The sequence below is a fragment of the Halorubrum sp. CGM4_25_10-8A genome (assembly GCF_005435025.1).
Lineage (GTDB): Archaea > Halobacteriota > Halobacteria > Halobacteriales > Haloferacaceae > Halorubrum > Halorubrum ezzemoulense.
Window position 1 is genome coordinate 26,497 of the sequence record NZ_SGTX01000021.1, and the last position, 17,522, is coordinate 44,018.

Consider the following 17,522-nt stretch of genomic DNA (forward strand, 5'->3'; position numbering starts at 1 on the left):
CAGCTACTTGAACAGTCGCCGCAGTTGAACGCTCAGCGACGCGCCGCGTCTCCGTTCTCGAACCCGCCTCGATCCGGACCCGAGGAGCGCCCCCAGCAGCGTGGCGATGCTCCCGAGGACGAGTAGGTTGAACGCGCCGACCGCGACGGCCGGATGGATCGAGTGGAGCCGGAGGATCAGTGAGGGCGGAACCACGAGGAAGTACCGATGTTCCGAGACCGTGACCGTCGCGCGTTCTCCGGATCCCGGAGCGGTCGTCGACAGCGTCGCAGTCACCGACTCTCCCCGCGGAACGGCCAGCTGAGTCCGGTCGAACTCGCTCTCCGGATGGGTCGTTTCGAGCACGACGAGCATCGTGATGAGCCCGTTGTTCTCCGCGGTGAACTCGTTCTCCACTCGGTCGCCCGGGAGCGTCCCGGCCGGGAGGTCGCCGCCGTCGACGGTCACGTGATGCGTGCCGCTAGGAGCGATCATCGCGGCGTTGGCCGGTACGAGTATCAACAGCGCCAGGAGGAGCGCGACCCAGCGAGCGTCGAGCCCGTCGTCGCCCCGGGACCGGTCTCGGCTCTGAGCCCGCCGACCGGCGTTCCGGAGGTCGTCGACAAAGATGAACAGCAGCAGCACGAGACCGAGGCCGATGAACAGCCCGCTGAGCCCGTTTTGACCCGGCGACCAGTCGAGACCGACTGCGGCTGTCACCCCGACCACGGCGCCCGCGGCCACGTCTCGGACGCCGGTGATCGCGGTCCCCAGCCCCGGAATTCGGACGACTTCTCCGTTCACTTGGAGCGCCGTTGCGACGATCCGGTCCTCGGTCACCGGGGGTTCGTCGCCGTCCTGATCCCGAAAGGGGTTGTTGTCTCCCTTCGTGAGATAGCCGTCCGGCGTCGCTCCGACGACTCGGTGCGTCGTCGTCCCGCCCCCGTCGAGTTCGATCGCTTCGAAGACGACGACGTCCCCTTCCTCGACGGGTCCCGACGCCGCCGCCGGCACGGCGACGAACCCGTCTCCGGCCTCCAGCGTCGGCGCCATGCTTCCGGAGGTAACGTACCCGAGAAGGACCGGCTGCCCGGCGAGCTGGCCGGCAACGATCACGACGACGACTAACACGGACACGACGGCGATCGCGTCTCCCGCCGTCTGCCGTGACATGCTCATACCGACGAAGTGTCGGGACTTAAAACGTCGAATGCGGAGCGCCGGCCCGTGGGAGCGCGGCCGTCAGCGCCGCCGGGCGCGCTCGCTCCGAACGTCACGGAATCGCTCCTGTCCACGAGCGCGCACTCCGGCCGCGTGGAGTCCGCCCGCTACTCCGCGGCGCCCCACTGCTCGACGCGCTTCGGCCGGTCGGAGACCGCCATCACGTCGACGCGCACTCCGGCCGCGTGGAGTCCGCCCGCTACTCCGCGGCGCCCCACTGCTCGACGCGCTTCGGCCGGTCGGAGACCGCCATCACGTCGAGGTCGTCGCCCGCGCGGTCGAGGGCTTCGAGCGCCGCCTTCGCGGAGGCGTGCGTCGAGAAGTAGGTGATCTCCTCCTCGACGGCGACCTCCAGCAGGTCGCGCTGCCGCGAGACGATGAGGTCGAGCTCGCCGCGCTTGGCCGCCTCGATCAGGTCCGTCGCCTCGCTCAGCTCGAAGTGCTCGGCGTACCCCGCGACCAGCGCCTCGCCCGCCTCGGTGCCCGGGTCCGGGAACTCCTCGGCCGAGAGGTCGACGACGGCGGTGCCGGACTCGGGGATCGGCTTCCCGGTCGAGTCCTGCGCCTTGTCGTACGCCTTGCCGAAGGAGGTGGCCGTGCCCATCACCTCGCCGGTGGACTTCATCTCGGGGCCGAGCCGCGGGTCCGACCCCGGCAGCCGGTCGAACGGGAGGACGACCTCCTTCACGCTGCGGTGTTCGGGGATCTGCTCGGCGGCGTCGAGGTCGGCGAGCGTCAGGTCGTCGGTCATCACCTTCGCCGCGAGCTTGGCGATGGGGACGCCCGTCGCCTTCGAGACGAACGGGACGGTCCGCGAGGAGCGCGGGTTCGCCTCCAGCACGTACACCTCGCTCTCGGCGTCGGGGTCGTCGACCCCCGTCACCGCGAGTTGGACGTTGAGCAGTCCGACCGTGTCGAGCGCGCGGGCGATATCCTCGGTGACCTCGCGGACCCGGCCCAGCGTCTCGTCGCCGAGCGAGCGCGGCGGGATCATGCACGCGGAGTCGCCCGAGTGGACGCCGGCGCTCTCGACGTGTTCCATCACGCCGCCGAGGAGCACGTCCTCGCCGTCCGCGACCGCGTCGACGTCCAGCTCGACCGCGTCGTCGAGGAACTGGTCGACGAGGATCGGCTTGTCGGGGGAGACGCGGACCGCCTCCTCGATGTACTCCTCTAACTCCGCGTCGTCCTCGACGACGCGCATCGCGCGCCCGCCCAGCACGTAGGAGGGGCGAACGAGGACCGGGTAGCCGATCCCGTGGGCCAGTTCGAGCGCCTCCGCCTCGCTCGTCGCGGTGCCGCCCTCGGGCTGGGCGACGCCCAGTTCGTCCATCAGGACGTTGAACCGGTCGCGGTCCTCCGCTAAGTCCATCGCCTCGACGCTCGTCCCCAGGATCTCGCAGTCGAGCCCGCGGCGCTCGATCTCCGCCTGAAGCGGTTCGCCCACGTTCACCGAGGTCTGCCCGCCGAACTGGACCATCACGCCGTCGGCGCCGGTCGTCTCGATCACGTCGGCGACCTCCTCGGCGGAGATGGGCTCGAAGAACAGCCCGTCGGAGGTGTCGTAGTCCGTCGACACCGTCTCGGGGTTGTTGTTGATCACGTGTGCGTCGATGCCGAGCTCGCGGAGCGCGCGCACCGCGTGGACCGCGCAGTAGTCGAACTCCACGCCCTGTCCGATGCGGATCGGGCCGCCGCCGACGACCACGACGCTCTCCACGTCGGGGTCGACGCGGACCTCGTTCGCCGCGCCCGCGGTGTCGGCGCCCCGGAGGAACTCCGGCAGCCGCGCGGAGTAGTAGTACGGCGTCGAAGCCTCGAACTCGCCCGCGCAGGTGTCGACCTGCTTGTAAGTCCGGTCCGGCACCGCGCTCTCGACCTGCCCCACGTCGGCGTCGACGCCGGCGGCGGCGGCGGTCGCCGCGATCTCCGCGTCGGTGCGGCCGACCATCGCGGCCTCGGTGAAGTCGCCCTCGGCGGCCGCCGCGGTCCCGGCGGCGATGCGCTCGAAGCGCTCGACGTACCAGCGGTGGATGCCGGTGAGGTCGATCACGTCGTCGACGTCGTAGCCGCGGTCGAACGCCTCGAACATCGCGTACGGGCGGTCCGGGCTCGGACGTTCGAGGTACTCCGACTCTAGCTCGTCGTCGCTCACCGTCTCGAAGTCGACGGCGGGGTCGTACTCGGAGGAGCGCAGCGCCTTCACCATGCTCTCCTCGAACGTCCGCCCGATCGACATCGCCTCGCCGGTGGACTTCATCGCCGTGCCGAGCTCGAAGTCCACGTCGTCGAACTTGTCGATCGGCCAGCGCGGCACCTTCGTCACCACGTAGTCGATGGCGGGCTCGAAGGCGGCGGTCGTCTCGCCGGTGATCTCGTTGTCGATCTCGTGGAGCCGCTTTCCGAGCGCGACCTTCGCAGTGACGCGGGCGATCGGGTAGCCTGTCGCCTTGGACGCGAGCGCGGAGGACCGCGAGACGCGCGGGTTCACCTCGACGACGCGGTACTCGCCGCCCGGGGTGCCGTCGTCGTGCCACGCGAACTGGATGTTACAGCCGCCCTGAATGCCGAGGTCGCGGATCACTTCGAGCGCCGCGTCGCGCATCTCCTGGTGGCCGTCGTCGGGGATGACCTGCGAGGGGGTGACCACCGTCGACTCGCCGGTGTGGATCCCCATCGGGTCGATGTTCTCCATGTTACAGATGATGATACAGGAGTCGTCGGCGTCCCGCATCACCTCGTACTCCAGTTCGACCCACCCCGAGATGGACTCGGTGACGAGGACCTCACTGTTGCGCGAGAGGCGGAGCCCCTTGCGGACGCGCTCGACGAGCTCCTCGAACTCGTCGACGACCCCGGAGCCGGAGCCGCCGAGGGTGTAGGTGGTCCGGGCGATGACCGGGAGGCCGCCGACCGCGTCGACAGCCTCCTGGACGCGCCCCCGGAACGCCGCCTCGTCGAAGTCGGTGACCGACTCGCCCTCGTCTAAGGAGATGGTCGTCGACTTGGGGACCGGCTGGCCGAGGTCCTCCATCCGCCGGCGGAACAGGTCGCGGTCCTCCGTCGCGTAGATGGTGTCGAGCGGCGTCCCCATCACCTCGACGTCGTGTTCTTCCAGAATACCCTCCTCGGCGAGCTCGGCGGTGACGTTGAGCCCCGTCTGCCCGCCGAGCCCGGCGATGACGCCGTCCGGCTCCTCGATCCGGATGACCTCCGCGATCGCCTCGGGCGTGATCGGCTCGATGTACACCCGGTCGGCCGTCTCGGGGTCGGTCATGATCGTCGCGGGGTTCGAGTTCACTAGGACGACGCGGGCGCCCTCCTCCTGTAGGGCGCGGCACGCCTGTGCGCCGGAGTAGTCGAACTCGGCCGCCTGTCCGATCTGGATCGGTCCGCTGCCGATAAGGAGAATCGTCCGGTCTTCGCTCATTACGCGGACGGAATACGCTCATCGTAATAAGGTCGGCGGTAGAGTACGAATCTCGCAGTAGATTTGCGATTTTCGCAAGCTATTCCGTATCACGGTGAGTGTTACGACATCTCACGATAGCCGACACCGCCGTCAGGAACCGAGTCACGACGCCCGGCTCGTACGACGCGTCACCGCCGGCGTAACGGCCTGAGCCGCCCATCGCAAGGAATTTACCGAGATGTCGGGAACTCCCGGACGACATGCCCTGTTCCCGCCGCCGTGCCCTCCAACTGCTCGGCACCGCCGGCGCGACCGCCGCGACGGCCGGGTGCCTGAGCCCCGGCAGCCTCGACTCGTACGCCCTCATCGGGGACGAACTGGACCTCTCGTCGATCGGACCCCCCTACCTGTGGCCCGATCCCACGGTCATCGACGCCACCACCCGCGTCGACTTCACGACCGAAGCCAAGACCGCGTCCCTCTCCGCGCTGTTCGAGACCGGGACGGTGACCGTTAGACAGTGGCCGCTGGTCGGTCGAGACGAGTGGGGGACCGAGACGCGCCCGCGGCCGACGTTCCTCCGCCGGGACGAGACCTTCTACGAGGTCCGGATCACCGACGAGCGCGTCCTCGAACGCGAGCGCTGGCACTTCGCGCTCGACCGGGTCGACGAGACGCCGCCCGACGGCGCGGCGGTCGCGGAACCGCCCTTCGACCTCTCCGACCAGGACGAGCGCGTGCTCGATGCGGCGCTCGACGCCGTGTACGCGGGCAACGACGGCTTCCTCGGGGACCCGGAGTTCGACGAGCTACAGACCGTCGAGTTCCATCACGGGCTCGACGCCGATGCGAGCGCCCTCGTCCCCTCGCCCCCGTTCGAGTTCGTCGAGTACGAGGACGAGTACTTCCGGACCGTGACGGAGCGCCGGACCGTCGAAGTCCCGGAGTGGACGTACGCGATCGGCGAGGTCAGCGACTCGCGGGCCGATTTTATCGCGTACGCGCGCGACGCCATCGTCGAGCGCAATCTCACCGACGCCGGGCTCTCGCAGGCCGCTCAAGGGGTCTTTGACGATGCGATCGCCGAGGAGCCCCGCCGCTACGAGGAGGGCGCGCCGCCCTCGGACGAGCTCAGCGAGGCCCTCGGCGCGCTCGGTATCGCCGAAGACCTCGAACCGATCGACAGCTACGAGGAGCGCGTCGATTTCCGGAACGTCGTCGTCGAGTACCGTGACGGCGTCTATCGGTTCGATCTCATCGTGACGCCGTAGCACGCTCGCGGGCTCAGCCGAACGATCGCACGCCCGGCCGCAGACAGTTGCCTTCCGGGCCTCCGGCCGCCCCTCAGGTCTCCAGCCGGTACCGGTACGGTTGGCCCGCGATGACCTCGACCTCGCCGCGCTCGGCCCGTCGCCCTAACACGGTGGCGACCCTGTGCGGGCTGTCGATCGCCTCGCACTCGTCGCACTCCTCGACGAGCGCGAGGATCTCCCGGGCGGTCAGCGGCTCGTCGGCCTCGGCGAGCACGCCGCGAATTCGGTCGTACCGGTCGTATTCGCCGGCGCTCATACGTCTTACGTAGGGTCTCCGAACATATAGGGTTCAGTGAGACAGGAGTCGGACGACTGTCAGACGCAGGCATCGAAGCGGCCGCGTTCCGGGGGCTGAGCGATTCTCGCGGTCGTCACCGCGGTGGGTCCGACGCTCAGGCGTAGGGGTCTTCGGCTTCGAGGTCGCGCTCCGCGCGGTACTGCTCGACGAACTCGCTCACGTCGAACTCGACCATCTCTCGTTCGAACGCCGACAGCGCCTCGTCGTCGTCGGCGTGGCTCACGGCGTGCTCCATCAGTTCGACCACCAGTTCGACGACGACCTCGTGGAGCCGGCGGGAGTCGAACTCGGTCACCCACACCATCGCGTACCCCACGTCGGCGTTCTCGCTGGCGTCGTGCGAGACGACCGCCTCGGGGAACTCCTCCAAGACGACGCCGAGGAGGTGCGGCGTGTCGAACTCCGGCATCTCCTCGCTGGTCGTTTCGATCGCCTCCCGGAGCACCTCGACCAAGAAGTCGGGGAGGAACCGCTCCGGGGGATGGACGTCCATCACGACTGCGTGGGTCTCGCCGCAGTCGCACTCGTACTCACGCATCCCGAGGTCCAGTTCGCCGACGCCGATCGTCTCCCCGCAGGGTAGCTCCAGCGCGTTCTCGTCGCCGCCGGGGACGCGGGGCTTGGACATAGCTCTCTTTGGTCGCTGGCGAGGTTAAAAGGAGCGGAACGGGTCGGTGCGCCGGGGGGAGCGGCGGCGACTCGACGCCCGCTACTCGGAGTCCTCGTAGCCGGATTCTCCGCCGCTCTCGGCGGATTCGTCCTCCTCTTCGGCGGACTCGCCGTCTCCGCCGTCCGTCTCCACCTCCGCTTCAACCTCGATCTCGATCCCGTTCGCCTCGTAGGTCGCCTCGATCGACTCGGCGTCGTCGCGCTCGATCTCCAGTTCGTCCCGGTCGACCTCCACCTCGACCTCCACGTCGACGGTCACGTCGTCGGACATGAGCATCGCTACGCGCGCGACACTCAAAACGTCCCCGCAGGAGATCGACCGCCGGCCGCGTTACTGGAACCCGATCCGACCGCCGGTGTCGCGCAGCGACTCGCCGCCGCCGCCCTTGAACTGCTCTCTGACGTCCTCGTAGTACGCGAGGATGTCGTCGTTTATCGTCGGCCGCACCGACTCCATGGCGCGCCGGAAGTGCTTCATCTCGACCTCCTCGGCGTCGTCGTCGTCGCGCAGGGCCTCGATGGCGGCCTCGCGGGCGATCCCCTCCAGGTCGGAGCCGACGTAGCCGTCAGTGATCTCGGCGACCTCACGCAGGCTCACGTCGGGCGCGAGCGGCGTGTTCTCGGTGTGGATGTCGAGGATCTGCTCGCGGCCCTCCTGATCGGGCTGGCCGATCATCACGAGCCGGTCGAACCGGCCGGAGCGGAGCAGCGCGGGGTCGATCATGTCCGGGCGGTTCGTGGCGCCGATCACCATCACGTCGCCCATGTCTTCGAGGCCGTCGAGCTCCGTCAGGAGCTGATTGACGACGCGCTCGGAGACGTTGTTCCCCATCTCCTGGCCGCGCGAGGGTGCGAGGCTGTCGAGCTCGTCGAAGAAGATGATCGTCGGGCTCACCTGCCGGGCCTTCCGGAAGGTCTGCCGGATCGCCTTCTCAGACTCGCCGACCCACTTCGAGAGCAGCTGCGGCCCCCGCACCGAGATGAAGTTCGCGTTCGTCTCGTTGGCGACCGCCTTCGCCATCAGGGTCTTCCCCGTCCCGGGCGGGCCGTACAGCAGCACGCCCTTCGGCGCGTCGACGCCCATCCGGTCGAACTTCTCGGGAGAGGTGAGCGGCCACTCGACCGACTCCTGGACCTGCTGTTTGGCCTCTTCGAGTCCGCCGACGTTGTCCCAGGATATCTTCGGGAGCTCGACGAGCACCTCGCGCATCGCCGACGGCTCCACCTCGTTCAGCGCGCCCGAGAAGTCGTCGCGCTTGACGATCATCCGGTCGATGAGGCTCGGCGGCACCTCCTCCTCGTCTAAGTCGATCTCGGGGAGGTAGCGCCGGAGCGCTTTCATCGCGGCCTCCTTCGTGAGGCTCTCGATGTCGGCGCCGACGAAGCCGTGCGTCTCGTCGGCGAGGTGGTCGAGGCTCACGTCGTCCGAGAGCGGCATCCCGCGGGTGTGGATCTGGAGGATCTCCTTGCGGCCGACCTCGTCCGGGACGCCGATCTCGATCTCGCGGTCGAAGCGCCCGGGGCGGCGGAGCGCGGGGTCGACGCTGTCGACACGGTTCGTCGCGCCGATGACGATCACCTGCCCGCGGGTCTCCAGCCCGTCCATCATCGTCAGCAGCTGCGCGACGACGCGGCGCTCGACCTCGCCGGTGACGTCCTCCCGTTTCGGCGCGATCGAGTCGAGCTCGTCGATGAAGATGATCGAGGGCGACTCCTCCTTCGCGTCCTCGAATATCTCCCTGAGCTGTTGTTCGGACTCGCCGTAGTACTTCGAGATGATCTCGGGGCCGGCGATCGAGAAGAACGACGCCGAAGTCTCGTTGGCGACCGCCTTCGCGAGCAGCGTCTTCCCGGTGCCGGGCGGGCCGTGGAGCAGGACGCCCTGCGGCGGCTCGATCCCGAGCTTCGAGAAGATCTGCGGGTGTTTCATCGGCAGCTCGACCATCTCGCGGACGCGCTGGATCTCCGACTGGAGGCCGCCGATGTCCTCGTACGTAATTCCGCCCCCGGTCTTCTCGAACCCGGAGATCGGCTCCTCGCGCAGCTCGACCTCGGTGTCCTCCGTGATGAGACAGACGCCATCGGGCTCCGTCTCGACTGCGATCAGCGGGATCGCCTGCCCGGGCGACCGCATGAACGGGTGGTTCGTCGACGACATCACGGGGACGATGTCGCGCTCGACGACCGGCCGCTTGAGGATCTGGCGTTTCACCATGCCGGCGGCGTCGGAGCCGAACTGGACGGACGCCTCCTCGGGCGGGGCCAAGACGAGCTTGTCGGCCTTCTCGGCCTCCGCCTTCCGGATGGTGACGCGCTCGCCGATGCCGACGTCCGCGTTCTGGCGGGTGAACCCGTCCACCCTGACGGTGTCGGTGTTCCAGTCCTGGCGGTCGGCGCGCCAGACCTTCGCCGCGGTGGTCTCCGCGCCCTCGATCTCGATGATGTCGCCGGGCGAGAGCTTCAGATGTAACAGGGTATCGGGGTCGAGTCGGGCGATGCCGCGCCCCGAGTCGTTCGGGTACGCCTTCGCCACTTCGAGTTGGACTTCGTTCATAGTTCCTCGCGGGGGATGGTCGTATCTGGACCCGGTCCGGGAATAAGCCTGTTGCCCGTGCCGCCGCTCCGCACCGATCTGTCGGCGGCCGCGGCAGGTTGTGTTATCATATAGCACGGTTAGGCGTCCGTTCTTAAAACCTCGTCGTAAGCGTGCGTTTTCGCCGTGGATCTGCGGCGGCCGCAACGGACGTTTTTTGCCCGTCCGAGGTGACTTTCGGGCGTGTTCGACTCCCTCTCCGGCCCAATGCGGTCCCTCCTCGCTCGGCTCGCCTTCCTCGTCGCCGGCGCGCTCGTCGGGGCGGCGCTGTACGCGCTCGGCGTCGCCGGGATTCTGGCCGTCCCGCTCGCGGTGGTGGCGCTGCTGGTGATCGGCGAACTGTACCTGTTCGCGGCCGGCCAGGGGGTGTAACTCGCCCGACCCTCGCCGCCCGCCCGCGATCAAATCCGGAGGTATTTGTCTGGCAGTCGCGTCGGAACCAGCATGCGAACGCTCGTCTTCGACGGTCGGACCGGGGCCGCCGGCGACATGATCTGCGCCGCGCTGATCGCCGCCGGGGCGGACCCCGACGCGCTCGCCCCCGTGAGCGACGCGCTTCCGGTCCGGTACGCCGTCGGCGAGGTCGAGAAGAACGGGATCCGCGCGACGACGGTCGACGTCCTCATCGATGACAGGACGGTCGAGACCGACGGAGACCACGACCACGGCCACGACCACGACCACGACCACGGCCCCGACAACGATCCGAGCACCTCCGGATCTGACGAACCGGCCGAGGGGGCCGGCGTCCACCGGAGCTACCGCGAAGTGGTCGATCTGGTCGAGTCGATGGGCCTTCCGCCGGCCGTCGAGTCGACCGCGCTCGACGCCTTCGAGCTGCTCGGCCGCGCCGAGGCGTCGGTCCACGGCACCGACCTCGACGAGACGCACTTCCATGAGGTCGGCGCGGACGACGCGATCGCCGACGTGGTCGGCGCCGCGCTGCTGCTCGCCGATCTCGGTCCCGAGCGAGTCGTCACGACGCCGGTCGCCGCCGGCGGGGGGACGGTCGAGATGAGCCACGGGACGTACCCCGTCCCGGCCCCGGCGACGACCGAGATCGCGAGCCGGGCCGGGTTCCGGATCGCCGGCGGGCCGATCGACCGCGAACTGCTCACGCCGACCGGCGCGGCGATACTGGGAGCGGTCGCTGACGGCTTCGACGCGGTCCCGGACCTCGCGGTCGAACGCGCGGGCTACGGCGCGGGCGACGCCGACTTCGAGCGCCACCCGAACGTCCTCCGCGCGCTCGTCGGCGACGGGAGAGAACCCGGACCTGACGGCGACCGCGAGAAACGCGACGATGACCGAGCCCGAGCCGGGCAGCCCGTCGACGGACGGCTCGCACACGACGACATCGCCATCCTGGAGACGAACCTCGACGACGCCGCGCCGGAGGTGCTCGGCGGGCTTCAGGAGACGCTCTCGCGGGCCGGGGCGCGGGACGTGACGATCGTCCCGACGGCGATGAAGAAGTCGCGCCCGGGACACCTCGTGAAGGTGATCTGTAAGCCGGCGGACGCCGAGGCCGTCGCCGAGCACCTCGCCCGCGAGACGGGGACGCTCGGGGTGCGCCAGTCCGGCGCGAGCCACCGCTGGATCGCCGACCGCGCGTTCGAGACGGCGACGCTCCGGGTCGACGGCGAGGACCACGAGGTCGACGTGAAGGTCGCCTCGACGACCGACGGGGAGGTGTACGACGTCAGCGGGGAGTACGACGACGCGGCCGCGGTCGCGGAGGCGACCGGCCTCCCGATCCGCGAGGTGCTTCGCCGCGTCGAAGCCGAGGTGCGGGAGCAGCTCCCGCGAGAATAGGCCGGGAGGTGACGCCCCGGCACCCCCGTCAGTCGGGGGGGTCGACCCGCTCGACGCGCTCGGGGTCGACGCCGAAGCCGTCGGCGAGGCGCTCGCGGACGCGATCGACGACGAACTCCTCGGCGTCCTCGTTGAGGCCCGCCTCCTCGCCGACCGCGAGGGTGGCGACCGCCTCGACCGTGGTGTCGTTGAGGCCGGGACGGAGGCCGGCGATCTCGATCTCCTCGACGCGGAGGCCGTCGATTCGCTCGATCTGTGCTCGTGCGCCGGCGACGAGGTCGCCGGTGGCCGCCTGCGAGACGCGGACGGTCACCGTGGCCTCGACCGACGGCGTGTGGATGGCTGCCGCCATACGCCCCCGCCGCGAGTCGAACGCGGTGCGGTCGGTCGGCCGCCCGGGGTCGCAACCCGGAACGCGACCGGTCCGCGGCCTCGAACGCGCCGGCGGCGAGGTCGCCGGCGGCAGCGCTCGCGAGGGCAACGGTCGTCCGGTTCGACCCGCGCGACGAACGCGGCGGCTGGAGAGAACGGGTGTGGTCCGTCCCGCGGGGAAACCTCCCCAGCCGACGCGCGTCACGCGGTCGGGCGGACGGACCGTGAGTTCGGAGCCGAATACCCGATCCCGATCCACCCGAGGGACGCGACGCTCACGGACCGCGCGAGCGTCGGGAGGGTGGAACGGGTCATGGTCGGTCTCCGAGGCGCTGAATGCGCCGTCGTCCAACCCCAGTACCGGTCTCGTATTAAAATTATGTTAGTTATGCTACCTCATGACATGGCTAATTCGGTCCGGAAGCCGCCGATAATCCGCCGGAGCGGCCGCGGGCGACCCGTTCAGTCGCCCCCGAGACGACAGGCCTATGCCGGCCGCCCGACCAGTTGCGCGTAAGCAGTCACCGCCATGATCGAGCGAATTCACACGTCGGACGTCGAACCGGACGCGGACGAGGTCGCCATCGCCGGCCACGTCCACGAGATCCGCGACCTGGGGGGCCTCGTGTTCCTCATCGTGCGGGACCGCGAGGGGCTCATCCAGATCGTCTTCAAAGAGGAGCGCGAGCCGGAGCTGTTCGAGGCCGTTCAGGACGTCGGCGCCGAGGACGTTGTCCGCGTCGTCGGCGAACCGCTGGAGAGCGATCAGGCGCCCGGGGGCGTCGAGATCGCGCCGACCGAGTACGAGGTCATCGACGAGGCTGAGTCCCCGCTCCCGCTGGAGATCTCGAAGGACATCGAGGTCGACCTCTCGACCCGGCTCGACAACCGCGCGCTCGACCTCCGGAAGCCGGAGACGCTGGCGGTGTTCACTCTGCGCTCCGAGCTGATCACCGCGATGGAGGAGTGGTTCGAAGCCGAGGGGTACGTCGACATCAAGACGCCGCTGATCTCGAAGGGCGGCGCTGAGGGCGGCGCCGAGCTGTTCCCGATCCTCTACTACAACCAGGACGCGTTCCTCTCGCAGAGCCCCCAGCTGTACAAGCAGATGCTGATGGCCTCGGGCTACGAGGCCGTCTACGAGACGGGGACCGCGTTCCGCGCCGAGGACTTCGCCACCTCTCGCCACGTCTCCGAGATCGCGATGTTCGACGTGGAGCTGGCCTACATCGACGACCACGACGACGTGATGGACGTCCAAGAGGAGTCGCTGCGCTACGCGCTCCGCGAGGTCGCCGAGAACGCCGAGCGCGAACTCGACCTTCTCGACGTGGACCTGGAGGTCCCCGAGGACGACTTCCCGCGGATCACCTTCGACGAGGCGCTCGACATCCTCGAAACCGAGTTCGGCCACTTCCCCGACGACCCGACGGACCTCGACACGAAGGGCGAGAAGCTGCTCGGCGAGCACTTCGAGGAGCAGGGGCATCCGGCGTTCTTCGTCGTCGGCTACCCCGACGAGAAGTTCTACTACATGCAGGACGTGCCGGACGACGAGATCGCCTCCCGGAAGTTCGACCTCATCTACAAGGGCCAAGAGCTCTCCTCGGGCGGCCAGCGCGAACACGACGTCGAGCGCATGGTCGAGGTCATGGAGGCGGAGGGCGTCGAGACCGCGAACTTCGAGTTCTACATCGAGGCGCTGAGCTACGGCACGCCCCCCCACGGCGGCTACGGGCTCGGTATCGACCGCCTCGTCCAGAAGGTCGCCGACCTCGACAACATCAAGGAGGCGATCATGTTCCCGCGTGACCCCAACCGGCTGGAGCCGTAGTCGGTTCGAACGACGCCCACCCTGCCCGCCCGCGCCCGCCGACTACGGTCCACGGCCGCGCCCCCGGTTACGGTCCGCGGGCGCGTCGCCGATCTCGGCTGCCGGAGTTATCCTTTTATATATCACCCGCTGTTCAGGTCGATCTCCCGGTTTAGGCCGTCTTCTGCCGATTAAACCGAGTTAAATCGGGCGTAATTCGGCTGAACGGCTTGGGGCATTAAACCGTGTAGCGCTCCGAGGATGAGTCGCAATGAACGCACTCCGAACGACGCTGCTCGTGGCGGTCGCCACGGTGGTACTGATCGGGACCGGCGCGGCCGCCGGTGCCGTCGCGGCGACGCCCGGCCCGGACAACGCCTCGGGCGACGCGGGCCCGCCGAGCGACCTCCCGGACCAAGTGCCGGACTTCGTCGGCGGGATCCTCGACAGCGTGAACGAGTTCCTCGGCGGCGGGGTCGATGACCTCGGCGAGACCGTGAGCGATATCGCCGGGAACGGCGCCGGCGAGGGCGACGGAACCGACGCGGAGAACAGGACGACCGCCGACGGAGCGGGGGGTGCGTGACGTGACTGACCGCGCGCTCGACCTCGACGCGCTCGACAGGCGCACTTACCTCAAGGCGACCGGCGCCGCCGCCCTCGGGGCGACGGGCCTCGCCGGCTGTGTCGGTCGCGCGACGGGAACGCTCGCGACGCAGGTGACCGACCAGCCCGCCGACATCGGCGACTTCGAGTCGCTCGTCGTCACCGTCGAGGGGTTCTGGCTCGGCCCGGAGGGCGCCGATCCGGAGGAAGGTGACGCTGACGGCGCGAACGAGACCGACCCGGACGACGGGAGCGACGACACCGACGCCGGCGGGAACGAGACCACCGACGGCAACGGGACCGACGACGAGGGGGACGCCGCCGAGGGTCGCGAGTACTTCGAGTTCGACGAGTCACAGGAGGCTGACCTCGTCGAACTCCAGAACGGCGAGACGCAGCTGATCGACGAGCGGGAGCTCCAGACGGGCGAGTACCCGTACCTCCAGCTCGACGTGTCGTCGGCCGACGGGACCCTCACCGACGGGAGCGACGCGGCCGTCGATCTCCCGGGTAACGCGCCGCTGAAGTTCAACGAGCAGTTCGAGATCCGCGAGAACGCGCGGACGACGTTCACCGCGGACTTCGCGCCGGTGCTGCGCGGGAACGGCCGCTACCTCCTTCGCCCGGTGCCGAGCGGGATCGAGGTGGAGTACGAGTCCGAGGCGTCGGAGGACGGTTCGAGCGGCGAGAACTCGACCGACGGCGACTCGTAGCGACGCCGCGCTCTCCCGGTCCCCCGTTGGAGTCGCGGCCGCGTCCGGCGCTCGCAGGGGCGAGCGCGGACCGCACCGCGGCTTCGGGGTCAGGGCTGGGTCGGTTCCCGGGATTCGGGGACCGGGGGAATGCGCGCGTCGCTGCGAGCGGTTCCCGACGCAGAGCACCCGTCTGCTGTCAGAGGCACACGGCCCGCACGACCGCCCGAGCGACGACACGCCCGGGCGGTCTTTTCGCTTTCTGCGATCCGTCCGCCGTATCGGCGCCCAGTGTCCGCCGAGTCAGACCGTCGTCGCGTCCGTCCGGAGGAACGTCCGGTAGAGCGGTCCGGCGAGTATCAGCACGCCGACGGCGGCCATGCCGAGGACCACGGCCGGGTCGACGAGCGACCCGCCGCTCGCCGCAAGGCGGTCGAGCGAGACGCCGACGGCGACCCCGGCGAGGACCCACGGGAGTTCGCCGAACGCGGTACCGGTGATGAACGGCCGGACGCCGACGCCGGCGGCCGCGGCCCCGACCGTCACCGCGTCCGACGGGAGCGGCAGCAGGCGGGTCCCGGTCACGGCGCGCACGCTCCCTGACTCGGCCGCGAAGCGCTCGCCGGCGCGACAGAACCTGTCGGCGATTCCCGACGCGTCGCCCGCGTTGGCGCCGTCTCGGAGGCGGAATCTCCCCGCCCGGGCGAGCGCGTACGGGGGGAGCGCGGTGCCGACGACGAGCGCGAGCGCGAGCGGCGTCCCGGCCCAGCCGTACCCGAAGCCGACGGCGACGGCAAGCAGGGTCGTGGGCCACGCGAGGAGCGGCCTGACCGCCGCGAGCGCGACGATCGCGGCGCCGAACCGCAGCGGGTCTGTCGCGAGCCACCGGAGCCGCGAGAGCGCCGCCTCGGGGGAGACCGCGAGGGTCACTGCCGCCACCGCCGCGACGAGGACCCCGGCGACCGCGTACCGTCCGAGCGCCGACCGGCGATTCACGCTCCGGCGTCCGCGGGCGTCCGGTAAACGCTTTGTGGGTGCGTCCGGCCGCCGCCGGGCAGCCGCCGGCTCAGGACAGCTTGCCGAGCGCCTCGAAGAAGTCGGAGGGGGGACCGGCGATCCGTATCGGTGGCGCGGCGCGTTCGACGGTCACTTCGGTCGGCCCGTCGAGCGCCGCGGTGTCGCGTCCGTCGCTGACGACGGTCGCCCCCGCGTCGTCCGCGACCGCGACGGTTATGCTCGCGTCGGCGTCGACGACGAGCGGTGGCATCCCGTCCTCGGCGACCATCTCGTTGACGATCAGCCCGTTCACCTCGGGGTGGACGAGGGGCCCGCGCTCGGAGAGGTTGTACGCGGTCGACCCGGTCGGCGTGGCCACGAGGACCCCGTCTGCGTGCCCCCCGGCGTACCGCGACCCGTCGACCCGCACCTCGTAGTCGATCCCGCCGCCGGGGCCGCGTCGGTCGCCCTGAATCACCACCTCGTTCGCGGCCGGCGTCGACATCCAGCCGCCGGCGCTGGCGGCGAGCCGCGGGGCTTCCCGGACGTCCAGCCCCCCGTTCCGGAACGCCCGGACCTCGGCGCGGAGCGCCGCCGCCGCGTCGGCGGGCGGGACCGCGTTGAGGAACCCGACCTCGCCGAGGTTCACCCCGACGATGGGGGTGTCGCCGGCGTTGCGCGCGACGAACAGGAACGTGCCGTCGCCGCCGACGGCGACGACCAGGTCGCAGTCGTCGAACGCGTCGACCGCCCGGGCGTCGTCGCCCGCGTCGAGCGCGGCGGCGGTCTCCGCGTCGAGCCAGACGCTCTCTCCTTCTTCGGTGACGATGTCTCGGAGAGTCGCCGCGAGCGACGCCGCCCGCTCGCTGCCCTTTCGCGCGACGATGCCCACTTCCATGCGGAAGCCATCCCCGTCCCCGGATAAAAGCGTGCGGACATCGGGGAGCCCGATCGAGTTCTCAACGCGCGGGAGTTCGCCGGAAAGTTTCAAGCCGCTCGGTCGCGTTGCTCGGCTCATGCCGAACCCCCACGGGCGGCGGAAACGATGAGCGAGGAGGACGACTGGTTCGAGCGCGCGCTGCGCGAGACCGACGAGGAGTCCGACGAGCGGCCGGTGGGCGACGCGGAGCGCGGATCCGACGGCGGGCCCGGGGAGTCGGATGATGCGCAAGAGCGGGATGACGCGCCGGACGAGCCGGAGGACGCGACGGGAGTACCGGACGAGTCCGACGCTCCCGGCGACGGGGGTGCGGAGCGGGAGTTCGACGACCCGGCGGTCGAACTCGGCGCATCGAGTGACGACGCCGAGCCCGCGGACCCCTTCGGCGGGAACCGCGGGGAATCGGACGCCGACGCGGGCGACGGGGACCCGTTCGGCGGTGCGACCGATGACGGCGAGGCGCGCTCCTCCGGCGACACGGCCGACGACGGTGACCCGTTCGGAGGGACCGACGAGCCGAGCGGCGACCGGTCCGGGGGCGACCGGTCCGGTGACGACTCGACGGCAGACGGCGTACCGGCGGACGCGTTCGGCGATGTCGGCGGCGGCGGCGGAGAGTTCGGGTCGTTCGGTGCGGACGACCCCTTCGGCGGCGGGAGCGACGCCGGCGCGAGCGAAGCGAGCGCTCCCGACCCGGACGCCGGTTCCGGGGGCGGGACGGACTCGTTCGGTGCTGACGACCCCTTCGGCGGGAGCCGCGGGGGCAGCGGGAGTAGCGGCGGTGCGGACGGCAGCGCGGGGGG

Annotated in this window: 15 protein-coding genes and 1 pseudogene; 7 read left to right on the plus strand and 9 right to left on the minus strand. The window is 70.0% G+C overall.

Annotated features, from left to right (window positions below; genetic code table 11):
- Nucleotides 1–3 precede the first annotated feature (3 nt).
- Nucleotides 4–1,152 (minus strand): signal peptidase I, encoded by a 1,149-nt coding sequence (locus EXE52_RS15910; RefSeq protein ID WP_089308788.1) that lies wholly within the window; start codon nt 1,150–1,152, stop codon nt 4–6.
- 247 nt (nt 1,153–1,399) lie between these two features.
- Nucleotides 1,400–4,630, minus strand: coding sequence for a carbamoyl-phosphate synthase large subunit (carB, locus tag EXE52_RS15915; protein ID WP_089308789.1), 3,231 nt, complete (start codon nt 4,628–4,630; stop codon nt 1,400–1,402).
- A gap of 242 nt (nt 4,631–4,872) precedes the next feature.
- Between carB and EXE52_RS15920 the strand changes: the two genes are divergently transcribed.
- Nucleotides 4,873–5,883, plus strand: coding sequence for a hypothetical protein (locus EXE52_RS15920; RefSeq protein ID WP_089308790.1), 1,011 nt, complete (start codon nt 4,873–4,875; stop codon nt 5,881–5,883).
- Nucleotides 5,884–5,956: 73 nt separating this feature from the next.
- On the opposite strand, the gene EXE52_RS15925 is transcribed toward EXE52_RS15920, so the two are convergent.
- From EXE52_RS15925 to EXE52_RS15940, 4 genes are all read right to left on the minus strand, one after another.
- A complete protein-coding gene (locus EXE52_RS15925; RefSeq protein WP_049932592.1) occupies nt 5,957–6,181 on the minus strand; it encodes a hypothetical protein in 225 nt (74 codons plus the stop codon).
- A gap of 136 nt (nt 6,182–6,317) precedes the next feature.
- On the minus strand, nt 6,318–6,851 hold the full coding sequence (locus tag EXE52_RS15930) for a DUF5815 family protein (RefSeq protein WP_086216682.1): 534 nt from the start codon (nt 6,849–6,851) through the stop codon (nt 6,318–6,320).
- A gap of 81 nt (nt 6,852–6,932) precedes the next feature.
- Nucleotides 6,933–7,163 carry a hypothetical protein gene (locus tag EXE52_RS15935; protein ID WP_049932596.1) on the minus strand — a complete coding sequence of 77 codons (231 nt, stop codon included), beginning with the start codon at nt 7,161–7,163 and terminating at the stop codon, nt 6,933–6,935.
- Nucleotides 7,164–7,223: 60 nt separating this feature from the next.
- Nucleotides 7,224–9,446 carry a CDC48 family AAA ATPase gene (locus tag EXE52_RS15940; RefSeq protein ID WP_049932597.1) on the minus strand — a complete coding sequence of 741 codons (2,223 nt, stop codon included), beginning with the start codon at nt 9,444–9,446 and terminating at the stop codon, nt 7,224–7,226.
- 222 nt (nt 9,447–9,668) lie between these two features.
- Here EXE52_RS15940 and EXE52_RS15945 point away from each other — a divergent pair, with 222 nt between their 5' ends.
- Together EXE52_RS15945 and larC are read left to right on the plus strand one after the other, a co-directional pair.
- Entirely contained in the window at nt 9,669–9,857 is a 189-nt protein-coding gene (locus EXE52_RS15945; RefSeq protein ID WP_049932599.1) for a hypothetical protein, read from the plus strand.
- Between the two features lie 72 nt (nt 9,858–9,929).
- Nucleotides 9,930–11,300: a nickel pincer cofactor biosynthesis protein LarC gene (larC, locus tag EXE52_RS15950; RefSeq protein WP_089308791.1), complete on the plus strand. Its 1,371-nt coding sequence runs from the start codon at nt 9,930–9,932 to the stop codon at nt 11,298–11,300.
- 28 nt (nt 11,301–11,328) lie between these two features.
- Here larC and EXE52_RS15955 read toward each other — a convergent pair whose 3' ends face one another.
- The gene (locus EXE52_RS15955; protein ID WP_086216685.1) at nt 11,329–11,652 is read right to left on the minus strand and encodes a hypothetical protein; all 324 of its coding nucleotides are present in this window, start codon (nt 11,650–11,652) and stop codon (nt 11,329–11,331) included.
- Between the two features lie 549 nt (nt 11,653–12,201).
- Here EXE52_RS15955 and aspS point away from each other — a divergent pair.
- From aspS to EXE52_RS15970, 3 genes are all read left to right on the plus strand, one after another.
- On the plus strand, nt 12,202–13,506 hold the full coding sequence (aspS, locus tag EXE52_RS15960) for an aspartate--tRNA(Asn) ligase (RefSeq protein ID WP_089308792.1): 1,305 nt from the start codon (nt 12,202–12,204) through the stop codon (nt 13,504–13,506).
- A gap of 250 nt (nt 13,507–13,756) precedes the next feature.
- Nucleotides 13,757–14,071: a hypothetical protein gene (locus EXE52_RS15965; protein WP_089308793.1), complete on the plus strand. Its 315-nt coding sequence runs from the start codon at nt 13,757–13,759 to the stop codon at nt 14,069–14,071.
- A 1-nt stretch (nt 14,072) separates the two neighbouring features.
- Nucleotides 14,073–14,804 carry a DUF4382 domain-containing protein gene (locus EXE52_RS15970; RefSeq protein WP_089308810.1) on the plus strand — a complete coding sequence of 244 codons (732 nt, stop codon included), beginning with the start codon at nt 14,073–14,075 and terminating at the stop codon, nt 14,802–14,804.
- Between the two features lie 282 nt (nt 14,805–15,086).
- Here EXE52_RS15970 and EXE52_RS15975 read toward each other — a convergent pair whose 3' ends face one another.
- Entirely contained in the window at nt 15,087–15,779 is a 693-nt protein-coding gene (locus EXE52_RS15975; RefSeq protein ID WP_089308794.1) for a VTT domain-containing protein, read from the minus strand.
- A gap of 70 nt (nt 15,780–15,849) precedes the next feature.
- Nucleotides 15,850–16,677, minus strand: a complete 828-nt coding sequence (locus tag EXE52_RS15980) for an NAD(+)/NADH kinase (protein ID WP_089308795.1) — start codon at nt 16,675–16,677, stop codon at nt 15,850–15,852.
- A gap of 147 nt (nt 16,678–16,824) precedes the next feature.
- On the opposite strand from EXE52_RS15980, the pseudogene EXE52_RS15985 reads away from it, so the two are divergent.
- Nucleotides 16,825–17,522, plus strand: a pseudogene (locus tag EXE52_RS15985) (KaiC domain-containing protein); the annotation flags it as partial.